The 16683-nt window shown below is 38.6% G+C and carries 19 protein-coding genes; 8 read left to right on the top strand and 11 right to left on the bottom strand.

Going from position 1 to position 16683, the window contains the following annotated elements; all coding sequences use genetic code 11:
• Positions 1-61 precede the first annotated feature (61 nt).
• The 5 genes from gspM to AC1M9A_RS01460 form a co-directional block, all read right to left on the bottom strand.
• Positions 62-541, bottom strand: a complete 480-nt coding sequence (gene gspM, locus AC1M9A_RS01480; RefSeq protein WP_481609474.1) for a type II secretion system protein GspM — start codon at positions 539-541, stop codon at positions 62-64.
• A complete protein-coding gene (gene gspL, locus AC1M9A_RS01475; protein WP_481591215.1) occupies positions 541-1683 on the bottom strand; it encodes a type II secretion system protein GspL in 1143 nt (380 codons plus the stop codon). The genes gspM and gspL overlap by 1 nt, the downstream gene beginning before the upstream one ends.
• 42 nt (positions 1684-1725) lie before the next feature.
• Positions 1726-2181, bottom strand: a complete 456-nt coding sequence (locus AC1M9A_RS01470; protein WP_035268776.1) for a phosphoglycerate mutase family protein — start codon at positions 2179-2181, stop codon at positions 1726-1728.
• Between the two features lie 73 nt (positions 2182-2254).
• Positions 2255-3328 (bottom strand): NAD(P)H-dependent glycerol-3-phosphate dehydrogenase, encoded by a 1074-nt coding sequence (locus AC1M9A_RS01465; protein ID WP_092766141.1) that lies wholly within the window; start codon positions 3326-3328, stop codon positions 2255-2257.
• Positions 3329-3381: 53 nt separating this feature from the next.
• Entirely contained in the window at positions 3382-3957 is a 576-nt protein-coding gene (locus AC1M9A_RS01460; RefSeq protein WP_481591216.1) for a nitroreductase family protein, read from the bottom strand.
• Positions 3958-4187: 230 nt separating this feature from the next.
• On the opposite strand from AC1M9A_RS01460, the gene AC1M9A_RS01455 reads away from it, so the two are divergent.
• Positions 4188-4571 (top strand): hypothetical protein, encoded by a 384-nt coding sequence (locus AC1M9A_RS01455; RefSeq protein WP_481591217.1) that lies wholly within the window; start codon positions 4188-4190, stop codon positions 4569-4571.
• Positions 4572-4621: 50 nt separating this feature from the next.
• On the opposite strand, the gene rhlB is transcribed toward AC1M9A_RS01455, so the two are convergent.
• A complete protein-coding gene (gene rhlB / locus AC1M9A_RS01450; protein WP_035265921.1) occupies positions 4622-5773 on the bottom strand; it encodes an ATP-dependent RNA helicase RhlB in 1152 nt (383 codons plus the stop codon).
• Between the two features lie 106 nt (positions 5774-5879).
• Entirely contained in the window at positions 5880-6092 is a 213-nt protein-coding gene (locus AC1M9A_RS01445) for a cold-shock protein (RefSeq protein ID WP_004824348.1), read from the bottom strand.
• A gap of 387 nt (positions 6093-6479) precedes the next feature.
• Here AC1M9A_RS01445 and AC1M9A_RS01440 point away from each other — a divergent pair, with 387 nt between their 5' ends.
• The 5 genes from AC1M9A_RS01440 (at position 6480) to AC1M9A_RS01420 (ending at position 9206) form a co-directional block, all read left to right on the top strand.
• Positions 6480-6701, top strand: a complete 222-nt coding sequence (locus AC1M9A_RS01440; RefSeq protein WP_035265917.1) for a sulfurtransferase TusA family protein — start codon at positions 6480-6482, stop codon at positions 6699-6701.
• A gap of 141 nt (positions 6702-6842) precedes the next feature.
• Positions 6843-7712 (top strand): RNA polymerase sigma factor RpoH, encoded by an 870-nt coding sequence (gene rpoH, locus AC1M9A_RS01435; RefSeq protein ID WP_035265916.1) that lies wholly within the window; start codon positions 6843-6845, stop codon positions 7710-7712.
• 117 nt (positions 7713-7829) lie between these two features.
• Positions 7830-8195, top strand: a complete 366-nt coding sequence (locus AC1M9A_RS01430) for a DUF423 domain-containing protein (protein ID WP_035265913.1) — start codon at positions 7830-7832, stop codon at positions 8193-8195.
• A 15-nt stretch (positions 8196-8210) separates the two neighbouring features.
• On the top strand, positions 8211-8408 hold the full coding sequence (gene thiS, locus AC1M9A_RS01425; RefSeq protein WP_035265912.1) for a sulfur carrier protein ThiS: 198 nt from the start codon (positions 8211-8213) through the stop codon (positions 8406-8408).
• 12 nt (positions 8409-8420) lie between these two features.
• Entirely contained in the window at positions 8421-9206 is a 786-nt protein-coding gene (locus tag AC1M9A_RS01420) for a thiazole synthase (RefSeq protein ID WP_092766137.1), read from the top strand.
• 31 nt (positions 9207-9237) lie between these two features.
• Here AC1M9A_RS01420 and AC1M9A_RS01415 read toward each other — a convergent pair whose 3' ends face one another.
• A complete protein-coding gene (locus tag AC1M9A_RS01415) occupies positions 9238-9897 on the bottom strand; it encodes a glutathione S-transferase family protein (protein WP_481609473.1) in 660 nt (219 codons plus the stop codon).
• A 264-nt stretch (positions 9898-10161) separates the two neighbouring features.
• Positions 10162-10773 carry a glutathione binding-like protein gene (locus AC1M9A_RS01410; RefSeq protein ID WP_481609472.1) on the bottom strand — a complete coding sequence of 204 codons (612 nt, stop codon included), beginning with the start codon at positions 10771-10773 and terminating at the stop codon, positions 10162-10164.
• A gap of 209 nt (positions 10774-10982) precedes the next feature.
• On the opposite strand from AC1M9A_RS01410, the gene AC1M9A_RS01405 reads away from it, so the two are divergent.
• A complete protein-coding gene (locus tag AC1M9A_RS01405; protein ID WP_481609471.1) occupies positions 10983-12428 on the top strand; it encodes a SulP family inorganic anion transporter in 1446 nt (481 codons plus the stop codon).
• A 36-nt stretch (positions 12429-12464) separates the two neighbouring features.
• On the opposite strand, the gene AC1M9A_RS01400 is transcribed toward AC1M9A_RS01405, so the two are convergent.
• The gene (locus tag AC1M9A_RS01400; protein WP_481591221.1) at positions 12465-14927 is read right to left on the bottom strand and encodes an ExeM/NucH family extracellular endonuclease; all 2463 of its coding nucleotides are present in this window, start codon (positions 14925-14927) and stop codon (positions 12465-12467) included.
• Positions 14928-15137: 210 nt separating this feature from the next.
• On the opposite strand from AC1M9A_RS01400, the gene trmB reads away from it, so the two are divergent.
• Positions 15138-15854: a tRNA (guanosine(46)-N7)-methyltransferase TrmB gene (trmB, locus tag AC1M9A_RS01395; protein WP_035265903.1), complete on the top strand. Its 717-nt coding sequence runs from the start codon at positions 15138-15140 to the stop codon at positions 15852-15854.
• Between the two features lie 29 nt (positions 15855-15883).
• On the opposite strand, the gene AC1M9A_RS01390 is transcribed toward trmB, so the two are convergent.
• Positions 15884-16660, bottom strand: a complete 777-nt coding sequence (locus AC1M9A_RS01390; RefSeq protein ID WP_481609470.1) for a Rossmann-like and DUF2520 domain-containing protein — start codon at positions 16658-16660, stop codon at positions 15884-15886.
• Positions 16661-16683 lie beyond the last annotated feature (23 nt).

Raw genomic sequence — 16683 nt, 5'->3', positions numbered from 1 at the left:
GCCACATTATAGGCTGAGTATGCCCAAAACGCTATGCCTGTCATAGGTTTATTTTCACCACTTACTGTACTGATGCTGTTAATTTAATCGCAGCTCCAGACTTAATAAGTTCCAATTTTTCAACACTTAAACCCATTTGAACCAATTGGGTAAGAAAATTTGCGAGGATCGCGTAGTTTTCATGCTCAGCACTGATCATTAATTTATTATCGCTTGGTTGTGTGACCACAGATAATCCTGCTTGTTGTGCCACACGCTGAATTTTATCCGAAGGTGTTAGGCTCAAATCTGTTGAAGATTTCATTGTCACCACATTGGATTGCATCCACACCAATGTGTCTTTCAGTTCATTCAATCTTTTTTGCTGATTATCTGCTGCTTCGTGCATTTTCCACAAAGCAGATCCAATTGATGCGACGACAAGGATAATCGTTGCAGCGATGACAAGTACACGTTCACGCACACTCAATGACGATAAATAGTCATCAAGCTTTTCGAATAATTGATCAAATTGATTTTGAAATTTTTCTAAAGTTTTCATTATTGTACTTTCACCAAACCAACGACCATTTTATCCTGAGTTTGCACATTCCCAAGTTCAGCTTTGAAGCCTTGCTGATTCATTTGTTGAATTAGATTTTGTAATTTTTCGGATGAGTCCGCCACCAAATCCATACTCAATCCAGATGCTTCATAGGAAACACGATTTGCGATGATTTGATGTTGCATTAAAATCGGACCTACACGACTGATTAACTGTAAGACCTCAGTATTTGCAGGCTTACTCATCCGCAAATTACTTTCAAATTGGCTTCGTAAATTTTGCTCATTGAGACGACTGTTGGGTCCAAACCAAGATTGATATTGCTCTACCGCAACCAAAGCCGTTTGATCAGATACTTTTTTTAACTTTACCCAACGCACTAAATCATAACTGAATTGCACTACAAGCAAGCCCACAAGCAGTGCTGCACATGCTTTCCAATAGCCTGAGATTCCACCCTCTGTGTTTTTTGCTTTAGGCAAAACATTGAATGGATGATTCTTTAATTTTTTTTCAGCTTTAAATACATAATTAAAGCTTTCCCGCTCATTTTGTTCCGTTGCATGAATCAAACTCATCATCTGATCATCATTTAACCGATCATGCAAAATATGTATAGGCTTTGGCAATAGATCCAAAAACAATGCTAAATCATCAATCGCAAAACCTTGATTTGATCCTGTTCTCGCCAATAAATGCCCATGAATATTAGCTAAAATAGTTTGCCCCTGTTCTGGCACTGGTAAGACCAAAAAATCGGGTAATAGCGCAACCACTTTCACCGGAATCAAGTTCAGAGCATGTTGCATTGTTTGGACTTGGTATTGACTGATCCCCATTACTGACAATTGGTCTGGTGCCTCAAATTGAGTAAGCACTTTCATCTGATCAATGGAGTGAATGGTATATTCTTCAAGTAAATATTTAGCGCCTTCGCTTCCAATTTGCTTGAATTGAGCTTTGGGCATATTTTGTTGAATAATTTGTACATCATGGCTTGAAAAGAATACAACAGCTTCTTGTCCATGATACGGTTGAGTATCTTGAATCAACTCTTCTAGCGTTGTTGATGAATTCCAATTTTCACCATTTGACCAGAGCCAAACCCCATTCGACACTGGCATCCATAAATACAACATTAATTTTATTCTGCCGTTTTATTCATTAAACACTTATGATTATTAAGCTGACGGTACAAAATGTTTTAATTTTGTGGAAAGTCCCGCAGCAATGACTGTCTGATCATAAATCCGCGCTTCAGCAAGCGAAAAAGGATTAAAAAATTCAGACGTAATAATTTCTTCAATATATGCCACAACATTCATATGACATACAACCACAATATTCTCAAAAGGTAGTTGAGATAACCACTCAACTGCAACTTTAGCATCATCGTCAGGTTTAATTTTATCACATACTAAAACTTCAACATTTGGAAAGAGTTGCTGTATATGTTTTAAAGTTTCCTGCGCCCTGAGCAAAGTACTCACTACAAATATATCAGGTGCTACTACGTCTTTTAAAAAGTGCGCAGTTTGTTCAGCTTGAATATGACCCCGCTCAGTCAGTGGTCGTTTCGAGTCATTACCATTAATTGGTGGAGCGGCTTCACCATGACGAACTAAAGTGAGTTGCATTTGTTTTCCCTAAACCATGTGTCATCCATCATATCTAAACATTATGACAATGATGATAAACCATTCATTAATCTTAAACTTTATGATGCGGCAATACGAATTCAACATCACTTCGATGACCATTCTTCATCAAAGATAATGCAATATGTAATGGTGGTGCACCTTCATAAATCACTTCATAAAGTGCTGTGGTGATTGGCATATAGACATCAAGCTCTTTGGCTCTTGCATTCACTTGCACAATGGTATTAATCCCTTCAGCCGTTTGCCCCAGTTCCGTCGTTGCCTGCTCTAAGGTTTTACCTGAACCTAAAGCAAATCCAACTTGATAATTTCGACTTAAAGGACTATTACACGTTGCGAATAAATCGCCAACACCAGACAAACCTAAGAATGTCAGTGGATTTGCGCCTAGCTGTACAGCAAAGCGACTCATTTCCGCCAACGCACGTGTCAAAATCATACTTTTGGTATTTTCGCCAACGTTGTAGGCTGCAGCCATCCCCATTGCGACAGCATAGATATTTTTAAGTGCGCCTCCAAGCTCCACGCCATGTACATCATCGCTTCCAAATACACGAAATAGTGCACTGTGTAATGCTTGCTGCACTGCATATCTCACCAATTCAGAATGGCTGGCAATCACTGTTCCTGCAGGCATTCCTGACATAATTTCTTTCGCTAAATTTGGGCCCGAAAGGACGCCATAAGGCACTTCTGGAAGCTCTTCACGAATAATATCACTCATGAAACTAAAGGTTTTAGCTTCGATCCCTTTTGTGAGTGATACAACCGCCTGAGCAGTGATAAAGGGCTTGATCTGTTTGAGTACATCTCGGAATGAATGGCTCGGAATAGCGACCAAAATAATGTCTCGATCTCGAACAGCCTTTTCAAGATTGGATTCTGCTTTTAATGCTGGCTCAAGGTTGTAATCCGGCAAATATCTTGAATTAACATGTGTTCGATTGATTTCATTCGCAATTTCCTCATCACGAATCCAAATCATGGTGTCACAACCATTTCGCACTGCCGTATTCGCCATGGCTGTACCAAAACTACCACCACCAAGAATCGTAACACGCAAGGCTGTTTTATGATCAATTGCAACTGGCTCGACCAAATCTGAAAACTTTAATTCCGACATTCTTTTAAATCCTAAACATTCTTTTTCTAATCGTTAAATTTGCAATGTTGCAATTACGGCTGCCAAAAACTGACGAATGCATCTGTTTCAATCTCAGCGCGTGGTGCAATCGCCTTAAAAGCAGTCCCTACATAAATGATACCTGAAATTAAATCATGCGTTTGTAGCCCTAACTTTCTTTTAAATAGATCCGACTCCACAACAGCACCACTGCGCCACATGGTATTGAAACCCTGAGCTTGTAAACTGAGCAAAAGATTTTGTATTGCAGCACCTGAACTTAAAGTTTGTTCAAAATATGGAACTTTCGCATGATCATGAAATCGTGTTACAGCGATAATCAGCATAGGTGCACGCATAGGATGCTGACGTGCGCGTTCAATTTGAATTGAATCAGTTTCACCAAGGTCTGCTACTGCTTCACTGAGTAAAACTCCAAATGCTTCTCGTTGCTCTCCTTTCACAATAATAAATTGTGTCGGTTTCAGACGATGATGATCAGGCGCGGTTAAAGCGGCTTTAAAAGCTAATTCTAATTGTTCTGCGTTAGGATGAGGTTCTACCAAATGACCAACGGATTGACGCTGATGAATATTGTCATGCACTACTTGAGAAAATTGATCTGACATTTGAAGACTAATCTTTAAACTAACACTATGTACTTAAGCTTAGCATAAACATTGAAAACTACTCTACAGTTATACTTATACACGAGACATCCAGCATGATTACAATCAAACAGAAATCAGGTATTTCACTTCAAAATCGATACAAAACATGCTTAATTCTTTGGAATTTAAGCCCTAGCATACATGACTGAGCTCCAAACTTAATATTGCAACGCTAGAGGAAAAATAAAATGAAAAAATTAATGACATTGGCTTCTGTAGCTACTGCAACAATTCTCCTGAGTGCTTGTGCATCAACACCTACTGAAACACTTGCTATTCAAAAACCAAACAATCAATATGAAGTGTCAGGATTAGGCAAAACCCAAGTTCTTGCAAAAAATAATGCAATTTCTGCCGCGAACAAAACTTGTGGTAAGAATTCTGCGCCTGTCTTAATTGACGAAAAAACTGAATATAACGGCGCACTAAAAGGTGTTGTGGATGAACAGACTGGTAAACTCATTACTGCAGCTTCATCAGTTCTTGGCTCTGTGATCGGCACTAAAAATACAATCGAAAAAGACACTGACTACCAAACAACAATCACCTTCAGCTGTAATTCATCCCGCTAAAATTTCCTATAAAAAAAGTCCCTTTGATGGGACTTTTTTTTATTGAGCAATTAGCAATAACCATCTAAACGTGTCAATGGAATCTTTTGACCAATCGCTTTTTCTATCTCAGGTAAATAAAAAGCATCATCTTCTGACAAGAAACTGATACTCACCCCTCTTGTTCCTGCTCGACCTGTACGACCTATACGGTGTACATAATCATCAGACTGCTCAGGCAGAGTAAAATTAATCACGTGTGACACACCATCCACATGAATACCTCGACCAGCCACATCAGTTGCGATCATAATGTTGTGTTTGCCATTTTTAAACTGATCCAACATCTTTAAACGTTTATCTTGCGCGATTTCACCAGATAACATCACTACTTTGTAACCATCATGCTTAAGATGATCATACAGCTTACGGACCTGATCACGGCGGTTTGCAAATATCATGACTTTTTCAATTGGCTCATCACGCAATATTTCTTGAAGCAATTTGTATTTATCTGATTTCCCAACCACATAAACACGTTGCTCTACGTCAGCATTGGTTTTTTTCTCAGGCTCAATTTCGACAGTAACAGGTTCAAATAACCATTGTTGAGCAAGATTGAGTACATCATAACTAAACGTAGCAGAGAACATTAAAGTTTGACGTTGTTCTTTGCGTGGAGAGAATCGCACAATGCGTTTAACAGAAGGAATAAATCCCATATCCAGTAAACGATCTGCCTCATCAATGACTAAAAATTCAATTTGATCCAACCAAATTTCTTTTTGTTCAGTAAAATCAATCAAACGACCTGGTGTCGCGACAAGAATATCTACGAAATTTTCATCCAGTTGTTTTTTTTGCTTATCGAAGTCTACACCACCCACCAAAGTCACAACATTTAAGTCGGTAAACTTAGTCAGATCACGTGCATCGTTTTCAATTTGAATCGCAAGCTCACGCGTTGGTGCCATAATTAGAGCACGGGGTTCACCACGATAACGCTGTGTTTGTATCGGATTGTTCAATAAATCATTAATAACACTAATTAAGAATGCTGCGGTTTTTCCTGTGCCTGTTTGTGCACGTCCAATTGCATCATGCCCTGCCAACGTATATTTCAATACTTTCTGTTGAATGGGGGTCATTTCATTAAACCCTAAAGCATCAATCGCTTGCTTAAGTTGCGGATGTAAATTAAGGGTTTCGAAACCTGATGACATATAAGGGGCTCTACAATCAATATTTGATAATGGTCTATAGTATAAACAAAAAACGCCCCAATTTATCAAAATTGGAGCGCAACCTAATTTTCAGTGAAAAGTAGGATTAGTCTAAAGGCTGAACTTCTTCAGCTTGAAAACCTTTTTGACCTTGTACAACGCTGAATTCTACGCGTTGACCGTCACGAAGTGAACGGTGGCCTTCACCTTGAATAGCACGGAAATGAACGAATACGTCATCACCGCCTGCGCGTTGAATAAAGCCAAAACCTTTAGTATCGTTAAACCACTTAACAACGCCTTGTTCGCGAGCTGTCATAAGTTAATCCTCAGTTGGTAAGAAAAGGGACCACCCGGTGTTGCAAACAGCAGAGCAAACAAATTTTAAAACATTTTTTATTTCAAAGCTTGTAATCATTCTGTAAAACTATTAACAAAATCCCGGTTATATCCATTATAAATAAGGCTTAGAGAACAAATTTCTCTACGCAATCCTTAAGTACGCATTGAGCTTAACATGGGTACAACACAATTAATAGAAAAATTTTAGCTAATTATCTAACTAAAACTTGTATATTAATCACACAAATTTAGTGCAAAAATTGCACTTTATTTGAACAGTTCATCTAAATCATTTAATTTTATTCTTAAGTCACACTTTTGCTAGAATAATGACCAACTTTATTATTCAATCTCGTGTTTTACTATGTCTCAAGTGTTAATCGATGCGATGGGTAAACCTTGCCCTTTACCTTTACTGCTACTTAAGAAATCGATGAAACAAAATAGTGCACCTCAGCAATTTTTATTAAAAGCTTCAGATCCGAACAGTCAAATCGATATTCAACGTTATTGTCAGCTACATAAATTGACATGCGCATTTAAACAAGTTTCGGATTCTGAATTTCATTACGTGATTGAATCTTAGGTGTTTTCATCTAAATTAATCATGGATAAATATTGTATTTAAATTTACATTTCACTACCCAAATTCGCTTAATTCTGTATGCTATAAGGATTAAGATGAATGTAATTGGTTTTTTAAACTATTTTCCTATAAGGAGTACTCATGACTGACAGCAGCAATCAATTGATGCCCCTGTCATTGTCTGCGCCCGGGGTCAATTTAGGTGCTTACATTAGTACTGTAAACCAGATCCCTATTTTGACAGCTGAACAAGAAAAAGAGTTAGCTGAACGTTATTTTTATGACCAAGATCTAGACGCAGCTAAAATGCTGGTGATGTCCCACCTTCGTTTTGTTGTGCATATTGCCCGCAGTTACGCAGGTTACGGCTTACCTCAAGGCGATTTAATCCAAGAAGGTAATTTAGGCTTGATGAAAGCCGTAAAACGCTTCGATCCCAATATGGGAGTACGCTTAGTTTCTTTTGCAGTACATTGGATTAAAGCTGAAATCCACGAATATGTGATTCGTAACTGGCGTATTGTTAAAATTGCGACAACTAAAGCTCAACGTAAACTGTTCTTCAACTTAAGAAGCTTAAAAAAATCGAGCAAGAAATTAACGCTCGAGGAAGCACAATCTATTGCGGCTGATTTAAATGTAACAGCTGAACAAGTTCTTGAAATGGAAGGTCGTTTAACAGCTTATGACGCAGCCTTCGAAGCTCAATCCGATGAAGATGATGAAAGCTCAGTTCATGTCGCTCCTGCGCTTTACTTAGAGGATAATCGTTATGACCCTGCTCGTTTAGCAGAGGAAGAAGATTATGAATCACAGAGCACCTCTGCTTTACATGAAGCAATGGATCAGCTTGATGATCGTTCACGCAATATTTTACAGCGCCGCTGGTTAGATGATGATAAGTCTACGTTGCATGAACTAGCAGCCGAATATAATGTTTCCGCTGAACGTATTCGCCAGCTTGAAAAAAATGCCATGGACAAGATCAAGATCGCCATGTCATCAAATTAATACGATTACAAAAAAAGAGCTATAAGCTCTTTTTTTGTATTTAGGCTATGCAAGTTTAAAAAAATCTTACGTCATGTATGCTATCGTATGACGCAATTTTCGATTGGGAATAACCTGATGTGGATCTCAATATCAGCCATTAATTTAGCGCTTGCCGTAATGCTAGGTGCTTTCGGCGCTCATGGCCTTAAAGCTCGTGCAACCGAAGCCCAACTGACATGGTGGCAGACTGCAACTGATTATTTCTTTTATCATGCAATTGGATTATTAATACTCGCACTCATACCAAAAATAATTCCAAACTTTTCAACTCAATTCAGCTTTATCTTCATCCAGTTCGGTATCATTTTATTTTGTGGATCTCTATATCTCATGGCTTTAGGGCTCCCGCGCGGGTTAGGGGCAATTACACCTCTTGGTGGAGCATTGATGATTATTGGCTGGCTACTTTTAGCATGGCAAGCATTCAAAATTCAACATTAATTTGAAGGTCATCTGATGAATATTTTTTTAAATGGCGAGTCGATTCAAACGCAATGCCAAAACTTATTAGAACTGGTTCAAGAATTATCGCTAGAAGGTAAACGATTTGCTGTTGAAAAAAATGAAATGATCATTTCAAAAAGTAAACTAGCAGATACCCCTATTTCAGATGCTGACCGTATAGAAATAATTCATGCTGTTGGCGGTGGTTAACTCGGAGTAAATATGGAAGATAGTCCGTTGATCATAGGATCACGTTCATTTAGTTCACGACTATTAGTGGGCACTGGAAAATATAAGGATATGCAGGAAACTGACTTAGCAATCCAAGCCAGTGGTGCTGAGATCGTTACTGTTGCAATCCGTCGCGTAAACATTGGTCAAAATCCAGATCAACCTAACCTACTCTCAGTGATTCCACCGGAAAAATACACCATTCTTCCCAATACAGCTGGTTGCTTTGATGCCAATAGTGCCATTCGCACTTGTATGCTCGCACGTGAACTTTTAGATGGTCACAATTTAGTCAAGCTTGAAGTATTAGGTGATGAAAAAACGCTTTATCCTAATATTACTGAAACCTTAAAAGCTGCAAGAACATTGATCGATGATGGTTTTGAAATCATGGTTTATACCTCTGATGATCCTATTGTCGCGCAAGAACTTGAGAGTATGGGCTGTGTCGCTATTATGCCTTTGGGGAGTTTAATTGGTTCTGGTTTAGGTATTCTTAATCCACATACCATTTCTATCATCAAAGAAAATGCCAAAGTCCCTGTATTGGTGGATGCTGGGGTTGGTACAGCTAGTGATGCTGCTATTGCGATGGAATTAGGTTGTGATGGCGTACTCATGAACACTGCTATTGCTGCTGCACAGAATCCGATTCTAATGGCTTCTGCTATGAAAAAAGCCGTTGAAGCTGGACGCGAGGCTTATCTTGCTGGTCGTATGCCACGCAAACGTATGGCAAATGCAAGCTCTCCAGAAACTGGATACTTTTTTAAATAAAAAAAACCCACTTTTTAAAGTGGGTTTTTTCTTAACTCACTCGACGATACAAAGGATCATCCAATCCATCAATTTTGATAAAGTTAGGTAAATTTTTTATTCTTTCAATCCAAGCGCGTACATTTGGATAAGGCTCTAGAGAAATATCACCCATAGGTGCTAACGCGACATAGACAAACACTGCGATATCCGCAATAGTTGGTCTATTATTCGCTAACCATTCACGGTCTTTGAGCACACCATCTAAAATAGCCAAAGATTTGTGACCACGTATTTTCGCCTCTTTAAGTGTTTGCTCAGTACTTTCTAATCCCAAACCATTGTATGGACCTTTGAAAGACAATATCGCGCGTGCCGTGAAAACCCCGTATTGAACCCAACTGGCAGCAAAAGCAAGCCAATCTACAATTTTAGCTTGTTCTACTAAATCCTCAGACCACCATGTGTTTTTATCTAAATATTTACCTGCTAAATACACCAAAATTGCGGCAGAATCAGTTAAAACAATATCGCCATCTACTAATGCTGGCACTTCGCCTTTTGGATTAATTTTTAAAAATTTCTCACTATGCTGTTCATCACTGAAATAATCTAGTTCTACAATTTCAAGATCCACTTTCAATAATGCTGCTAACAGACGTACTTTATAACTGTTACCTGATTCGTTGTAAGAATATAATTTCAAACTCATTTTTTAGTCCAACGATTTAAATACAAAATATAAATATCAGTTTTAAATCAGTAACTTAAATAATGTTTAGTTCAAAAAATATCATGAATAACGATATCTTATTTAATGAATTACCACTGAATCTGAAACGAATTATGATGAAAAATTTGTCTTTTTAATGCTCTCTATTTCTGAAAAATATTTGTGAAATTTCTTTGAAAATTTTAGAGTAAAAAAAGAGCCTTTCGGCTCTTTCTCGAAACAAACGGAACGAAACCTTGCCTGTTAAGGAATCAATCCTTCATCTCGCATCGCAATCTGTACAGACTGACGCTCTGCAACTTTATTGCGTATATGAATAATATTTTTATAATGACTCAAGTCATGTTCAATATGATTAGACCAATTGGTGAGTACAAATAAGTATGCATCTGCAGGTCCAAAATTATCATCTACCAAATAATCATTATTAGATTCACCAATTGTTTTATCAATGAATGTCAGTAAACGATCAACTTCGGCATACGCTTTTTGTTTAGCATCGTCCGTGAGCGGTGCACCGAAAAACACTGCATAAGCATCGTGTAATTCAGAATTTAGATAACCAAGCCACTCTAATACTTTTGCTCGACCTAATCCAGAAGGTGGGATTAAATCTTGAGCAGGATCATGCTGTGCCAAAAATGGTAAAATTGCGACATTTTCCGTTAAAATTAAGCCAGGATTAATTTCTAGCGCCGGCACATAGCCTTTAGGATTAATTGCGAAGTAATCTTCGCCTTTTTCAGTGGTATGAGTTTTAAGATCAACACGAACCAAATCAAAATCAACATTAATTTCATTTAAAATAATATGCGCTGCGAGTGAACATGCACCTGGCGAATAATACAACTTCATACTTTTTCCTTGTTATCTAACTACTATCATTTTTAAATTGCTTCACGCTTTTTTTCAATAAGAACTGTTTTTTAAATTGCAAGCAAGCGTAAACATCGATGATCTCTTTATGAATATTGTGCAGATTGAATTAATTTTCAAGCTTTTTTCAGCTTTTATTTGTGTGATGTTTTACCATAGCGCTGCTACATCTTTGTGAAAGGCAAATTGTGATTTATTTAAAGAAAGATCAGTGGTTTTCTAACATTCGAACTGACGTACTTGCAGGCTTAGTCGTAGGCTTAGCTTTGATTCCTGAGTCAATCGCATTTTCGGCGATAGCTGGCGTTGATCCTCAGGTAGGTCTGTATGCCTCATTCTGTATAGCTGTTACGATCGCCTTCTTTGGTGGTAGGACTGCTATGATTTCGGCTGCTACAGGTGCGATGGCGCTGCTGATGATCACTCTTGTTAAAGAACACGGATTACAATATTTATTGGCAGCTACGATTCTGACAGGTGTAATTCAAATTATCGCTGGATATCTCAAAGTCGCAAAACTCATGCGTTTTGTTTCCCAGTCAGTGGTCTATGGTTTCTTAAATGCTTTAGCGATTCTCATTTTTATCGCTCAATTTCCAGAAATTGCTCAAATGAATAGCTTAGGCTATATATTTTTAGCGATTGGTTTATTGGTCATTTACGCATTTCCCTATTTACCCAAAATCGGAAAAATCATACCATCGCCATTAGTGTGTATTATTGTACTCAGTGTATTGGCACTTCTACTTGGCGCTGACATGAGAACAGTTAGTGATTTAGGTGCATTCCCAGATACCTTGCCTGTATTTTTAGTTCCTGAAATTCCATTCAATCTCGACACTTTACTTATTATTTTACCGTACTCTCTCACGCTCGCCACAGTTGGTTTGCTTGAGACCATGATGACTACGACTGTGATTGATGAAATGACTGAGTCTGAAGGAGATCGTCATCAAGAATGTCGCGGTCAAGGGATCGCGAACATGGTAAGTGGCTTTATGGGGGGTATGGCTGGATGTGCAATGATCGGTCAATCCATCATCAATGTCAGCTCAGGTGCAAGAACAAGATTATCGACATTAGTGGCTGGTGTTTTTTTGCTATGTCTCGTGGTCTTCTTTAAAGATTGGTTGGCTTATATTCCTATGGCTGCTTTAGTCGCCATTATGATCATGGTCGCGTTCACGACATTTAATTGGGATTCAGTAAAAAATTTCCGCAAACATCCCGTGCAAAGTAATATTGTCATGCTTACTGTCGTGGTGATTGTTCTTGCAACACATAACCTTGCTCTAGGCGTATTGATTGGTGTAGTTCTGTCAGCCTTATTTCTCATTAATAAACTCGAGAGTGAAGTAAAAGTTCAATCTGAATTAGAAAATCACGTGCGCTACTATACGGTGAAAGGTCAAATATTTTTCAGTAGCGCAGAAATTTTTTATGCATTTTTTAATTTCAAAGAAGATATCAAGCAAGTAGAAATAGATCTCAGCTATGCTCATATTTGGGACATCACTTCTGTCAATATGTTAGCGAATGTCGTGGCTAAATTTGAAGCCCAAGGGACTCAGGTACGTGTGATTGGTCTAAACCAAGCGAGCGTAACATTGATAGAACGTATCTCAAATACTTAAAAAAAGAGCCAAATGGCTCTTTTTTACTGTTAAGTTTTAGGAATGGTTTCTGCGTCTCCAACCAACCAAGGCTAACAGGCTTAATCCTAAAATGGATAGCCAGTTCAACGAACCACCACCTGACTTAGTGTCACGCTGTGGCTGCTCAGCATTTGTTGAGCTATTGAGCTCTAAGTCGACAATCACTGGATCATGATCAGATGATCTAAATGCATGATCAGCATAAAAGAGCGACTTCTGCTCTGTAGTCTTAAATTCTTCGTTATAATCTAGATTCGTTGGCTCATCAGCGTTGATGTGCCATACAAATGCACGCTTAACCGCAGGAAATAGCGAAGCATCAGCTAAAGCATGATCCAAATTACCTGCTCCACCAAATCCAGCTTTGTTACTGTCGACACCAAATACATAGGTATATGCCTGTTCACCGAGCCCTACAACCTTGTCCGCCAGTACATTCGTATAATTAGCACGCTCTAAAGCCAAAATTGGATCTTCTTTCGCATAACTATTTAAATCACCAATCAAGAGCGTATTCGTATGACCTGTAATTTGCGTTGGATTCTTTGCAATCCACTGCATGAGTTGTTGTACCGCTTTAACCCGTGTCGCATTCCAACACCCCTGACCATCACCTTGATCCGCATCAGCAGATTGATCATTTGAAGGACAACTTCCTTTAGACTTCAAATGATTCGGAATAACCGTAAAGATTTTACCGCCACTCACTGGTTGAAAACTTTGAGCAAGGGTCACTCGATTTCTTTGTGACTGGTCATCAAACACTGCAGCAGCGTTAACAGGTTTTACACGCTTACTGTTGTAAATAATCGCAACAGCAATCGCATCATCACCTAATCGATTTGAATTTGGCGGAGTGATATATTTCCACTCCGATCCAAGTGCTCGTGTTAAATATGCAATGGCACTATTTTCACCATAACCATTATTCGCAATTTCCATTAAACCAAATACATCAGCATCGATTTCTTTCATTGCACTGACTATTTTGGTATGTTGCTTCTCAAACTCAGCTTTGCTGCTAGCACCTCGCTCAGTTGGAAAACCATTTAAACCATTATCATAGTTCAAAACATTGAAAGCCACGACACGGGTTTGGTTTGAATTTTTCTGAATCATTGGTGGCCGCGGGTTATTGGCTTTAATTTGGATTTGAGTACGACCTTGTACAGGTTGAATACGCCAAGAATTAAATCGATATTCTAGAATACCCTCAACAGCATTTAACTGATCACCTGCACGTAGGGTATTTAAAGCACTAAACTGACTTGGCAGTGTAGGCGTTAAATTTTGTGCATTATATCCATCATCAAGTTCAATTTTGGACAAAAGATTTTTTTGCGCCAATGCCGTTGCTTCTGCTGATTTAGCTGGATAAATATTGGTCGGCATAAACAAACGTCCTAGACTTAATGACAGTTGTCCGTAGCGACCATAATTGTAATTTTCACTTACCGTTAATGTTTGAGGGATTTTAACCAACATACCTTGATAACGCTTTGGCGCATGCCCTGACGCGTTAGTTAAACTCTCAAATGGTAACTCGATTGATAATGGCGTTATCCAAGCGCTTGCCGCTTGATTACAAGTTAAAATATTTTCGGATAAATTATCAATCTGTAACTGATTTTGATATTCAGTTAATCGACCTTTAAGAACGACTTCTTCTCCGACTTTTCCTCCTTTTATAGGACTTGAAGCAGGAGCATATACAAAAATCGCGTTAGTTAGATCGGGTTTTGCTTTGGCATCAGGGGTTTGGATATAGAAACCTGAGAATCCATTCGCATAACGATAATCCGCAGTAATCACCCCCTTCACAGTATAGTTTTGATTCTTAGCTGCTTGTGAGAGTTCAGCGATAGGTGTATTCGCAGAGTTACAACTTAGAGTCGTCGGAGATGGCTCTATTGGTTCATTTGTACTAATCGCTAAATACTGGTTAAAAGCATTGCGATCCGACCATTTAGCCCACTCTTTTTGAATTTCAAAGGGTGCAGATGGATCTATCGAAACGACATCATGTGTTTTCTTTGTACGTTCAAAGCTTAAACCGGTTGCCCAGTTTTGCTGTATTCCAATCGCACCAAAACGGTCGACAGCCACATTGTTTTTATAGAGAACAATTGCATCATCGCCATTAAATGATAGGTTAGCAGTTTGCTGAACTGCTTCACCCAATTCAGTTTTTAAATTTGAATGTCCAATTAAAAAGTGCTGCTGAGCTGTTAAAGTTCCTTGGAGCTTAACCGTCAAATTCGCGGTGGTTAGACCATTCGGAAATATTTTTAATTGATACGCGGATAAATCAACAACACCTCCATCTGGATTGTATAGTTCAATACCTTTCTTGTTGTTATTACCATCCACATACTGGCTGATCATGAGTTCAGCATACGGCGTTGAACTAAATCCGATCAAACATAAAGATAATGTGAGTTTATTGAACACCCATTTATTTAGCGTTATTTTATTCATTTTAAGTCTTATTCATTGTTTATATTATTTTCCAAGCCTAGTGTACAGGCATGACAAGTAGATGAACAATTCATGACATTTTGAAAAAGTCCATGAATAGATCGACAAATCATTGATAGCTACGTAGTGCTTTCAGGTAGAAAAAGGTTTGACTTAGGAGACTCAGGTCTTAAAATACCGCATTCGAATTTTTTCTCATTTGCCAAAGTTATGTCGAACGATCAATTAGACCCGCAAGTTGTAGAATTAGACAACTTGAACGAGCATCGCGAAATTGTCACATTTATGCGCCGTTCATCTCCGTTGAATACTTCTCAACGAACTGCGCTTGAACAATATGGTCACTTAATTTTGGAATATCCTGTTGGTGATTTACGTCAGCAATTTGAGCATCCTGAACGTCCATTGACGGTTGAAATCGGTTTCGGTATGGGGCGCTCTCTTGTACTTATGGCAAAAGCCAATCCTGAACGCAATTATGTCGGCATCGAAGTACATGTTCCCGGCATTGCACAATGTGTATATGAAGCGGGTATGGCTGGTTTGACAAACTTACGTTTACTTGATGCGGATGCAATTCAAGTTTTGCGTGAAATGCCAGATAACAGTATCAATGCAATTCAACTTTATTTCCCCGATCCTTGGCAGAAAAAACGTCACCATAAACGTCGCTTCGTCTCACACGATCGTATGCCTTTAGTTGAAGAAAAACTTGAAATGGGTGGAACATTCCATGCTGCGACCGATTGGGAACCCTATGCAGAATGGATGTTAGATGTATTAGATAACCGCCCTCGTTTAGAAAATATGGCGGGTAAAGGTAACAGTTATCCTCGTCCTGACTGGCGTCCTCAAACTAAGTTTGAACGTCGTGGAATTGAAGAAGGCCATAAAATTAACGACTTCTTATTTAAAAAGATTCAATAATAAAAAAACAGGACTTAAGTCCTGTTTTTTTATTCTGATTGTCTTTTATAAATTTGATCACTCACCACACTATACACTTGGCTTAAATCCGTACGTCCAGCCTGCGCCAGCATCTCTTGATGCATATGGATAATGTTTTGATCACCACGCATCGCTGGACCAGTTTGCACCTGTTTTGGGGCATTTAAAGTCGCTTTTTTCGCAGTTTCCAAAATCAATGGGTACAATAAATTAAAATCGACTTTTTGTGCATCTACGAGCTGCTTAGCGACGTCATAGCAGTAGTTGGTAAAGTTACACGCGAAGACAGCTGCTAAATGCAAACTCAAGCGCTGTGTTGAGTCATATTGATAAACCTTTTGACTCAACTCTTTTGCCATTTGAGTCAAGGATGCTAAATCCTGGTCGCTCATCGCTTCAACAAATATTGGCGTACTCAACCAATCAATTTGACTTTCAAAGCTAAAGGTTTGTAGTGGATAGAACACACCTGCACGCTCATGATATTGCGTGATTTTAGAGATATGGGTACTGCCAGACGTATGTACAATTAAAGCCTGAGGAAGCTGTTTTGCAACTTTTTCAGCAACTTCTTCAATTGCCTTATCACTCACCACCAATAATGCAATATCAACAGTGTCTTCGAGATCTTCAATTGCATTGCATGGTCTAGCTCTTACTAAAGCCGCCAACAAATTGGCTTTAGATTGCTCTCGACTAAACACTTGGACAATCTCATGATGCTGACTCAATACCTGAGCCAAATGATGAGCTACGCGCCCTGCTCCAATCACACTAATACGCATATCGCTTCCACATATATTCTGTA

It is taken from the genome of Acinetobacter sp. ANC_7634 (assembly GCF_056779875.1).
Note: the sequence above shows the minus strand (reverse complement) of the source record. Positions and strands in the feature narration are given on the sequence as shown.

What these genes read in the sequence shown, in the direction of transcription:
- gspM (WP_481609474.1), bottom strand. Translation starts at nt 541, where the DNA reads ATGAAAACTTTAGAAAAATTTCAAAATCAATTTGATCAATTATTCGAA.
- gspL (WP_481591215.1), bottom strand. Translation starts at nt 1,683, where the DNA reads ATGTTGTATTTATGGATGCCAGTGTCGAATGGGGTTTGGCTCTGGTCA.
- AC1M9A_RS01470 (WP_035268776.1), bottom strand. Translation starts at nt 2,181, where the DNA reads ATGCAACTCACTTTAGTTCGTCATGGTGAAGCCGCTCCACCAATTAAT.
- AC1M9A_RS01465 (WP_092766141.1), bottom strand. Translation starts at nt 3,328, where the DNA reads ATGTCGGAATTAAAGTTTTCAGATTTGGTCGAGCCAGTTGCAATTGAT.
- AC1M9A_RS01460 (WP_481591216.1), bottom strand. Translation starts at nt 3,957, where the DNA reads ATGTCAGATCAATTTTCTCAAGTAGTGCATGACAATATTCATCAGCGT.
- AC1M9A_RS01455 (WP_481591217.1), top strand. Translation starts at nt 4,188, where the DNA reads ATGAAAAAATTAATGACATTGGCTTCTGTAGCTACTGCAACAATTCTC.
- rhlB (WP_035265921.1), bottom strand. Translation starts at nt 5,773, where the DNA reads ATGTCATCAGGTTTCGAAACCCTTAATTTACATCCGCAACTTAAGCAA.
- AC1M9A_RS01445 (WP_004824348.1), bottom strand. Translation starts at nt 6,092, where the DNA reads ATGACAGCTCGCGAACAAGGCGTTGTTAAGTGGTTTAACGATACTAAA.
- AC1M9A_RS01440 (WP_035265917.1), top strand. Translation starts at nt 6,480, where the DNA reads ATGTCTCAAGTGTTAATCGATGCGATGGGTAAACCTTGCCCTTTACCT.
- rpoH (WP_035265916.1), top strand. Translation starts at nt 6,843, where the DNA reads ATGACTGACAGCAGCAATCAATTGATGCCCCTGTCATTGTCTGCGCCC.
- AC1M9A_RS01430 (WP_035265913.1), top strand. Translation starts at nt 7,830, where the DNA reads ATGTGGATCTCAATATCAGCCATTAATTTAGCGCTTGCCGTAATGCTA.
- thiS (WP_035265912.1), top strand. Translation starts at nt 8,211, where the DNA reads ATGAATATTTTTTTAAATGGCGAGTCGATTCAAACGCAATGCCAAAAC.
- AC1M9A_RS01420 (WP_092766137.1), top strand. Translation starts at nt 8,421, where the DNA reads ATGGAAGATAGTCCGTTGATCATAGGATCACGTTCATTTAGTTCACGA.
- AC1M9A_RS01415 (WP_481609473.1), bottom strand. Translation starts at nt 9,897, where the DNA reads ATGAGTTTGAAATTATATTCTTACAACGAATCAGGTAACAGTTATAAA.
- AC1M9A_RS01410 (WP_481609472.1), bottom strand. Translation starts at nt 10,773, where the DNA reads ATGAAGTTGTATTATTCGCCAGGTGCATGTTCACTCGCAGCGCATATT.
- AC1M9A_RS01400 (WP_481591221.1), bottom strand. Translation starts at nt 14,927, where the DNA reads ATGAATAAAATAACGCTAAATAAATGGGTGTTCAATAAACTCACATTA.
- trmB (WP_035265903.1), top strand. Translation starts at nt 15,138, where the DNA reads ATGTCGAACGATCAATTAGACCCGCAAGTTGTAGAATTAGACAACTTG.
- AC1M9A_RS01390 (WP_481609470.1), bottom strand. Translation starts at nt 16,660, where the DNA reads ATGCGTATTAGTGTGATTGGAGCAGGGCGCGTAGCTCATCATTTGGCT.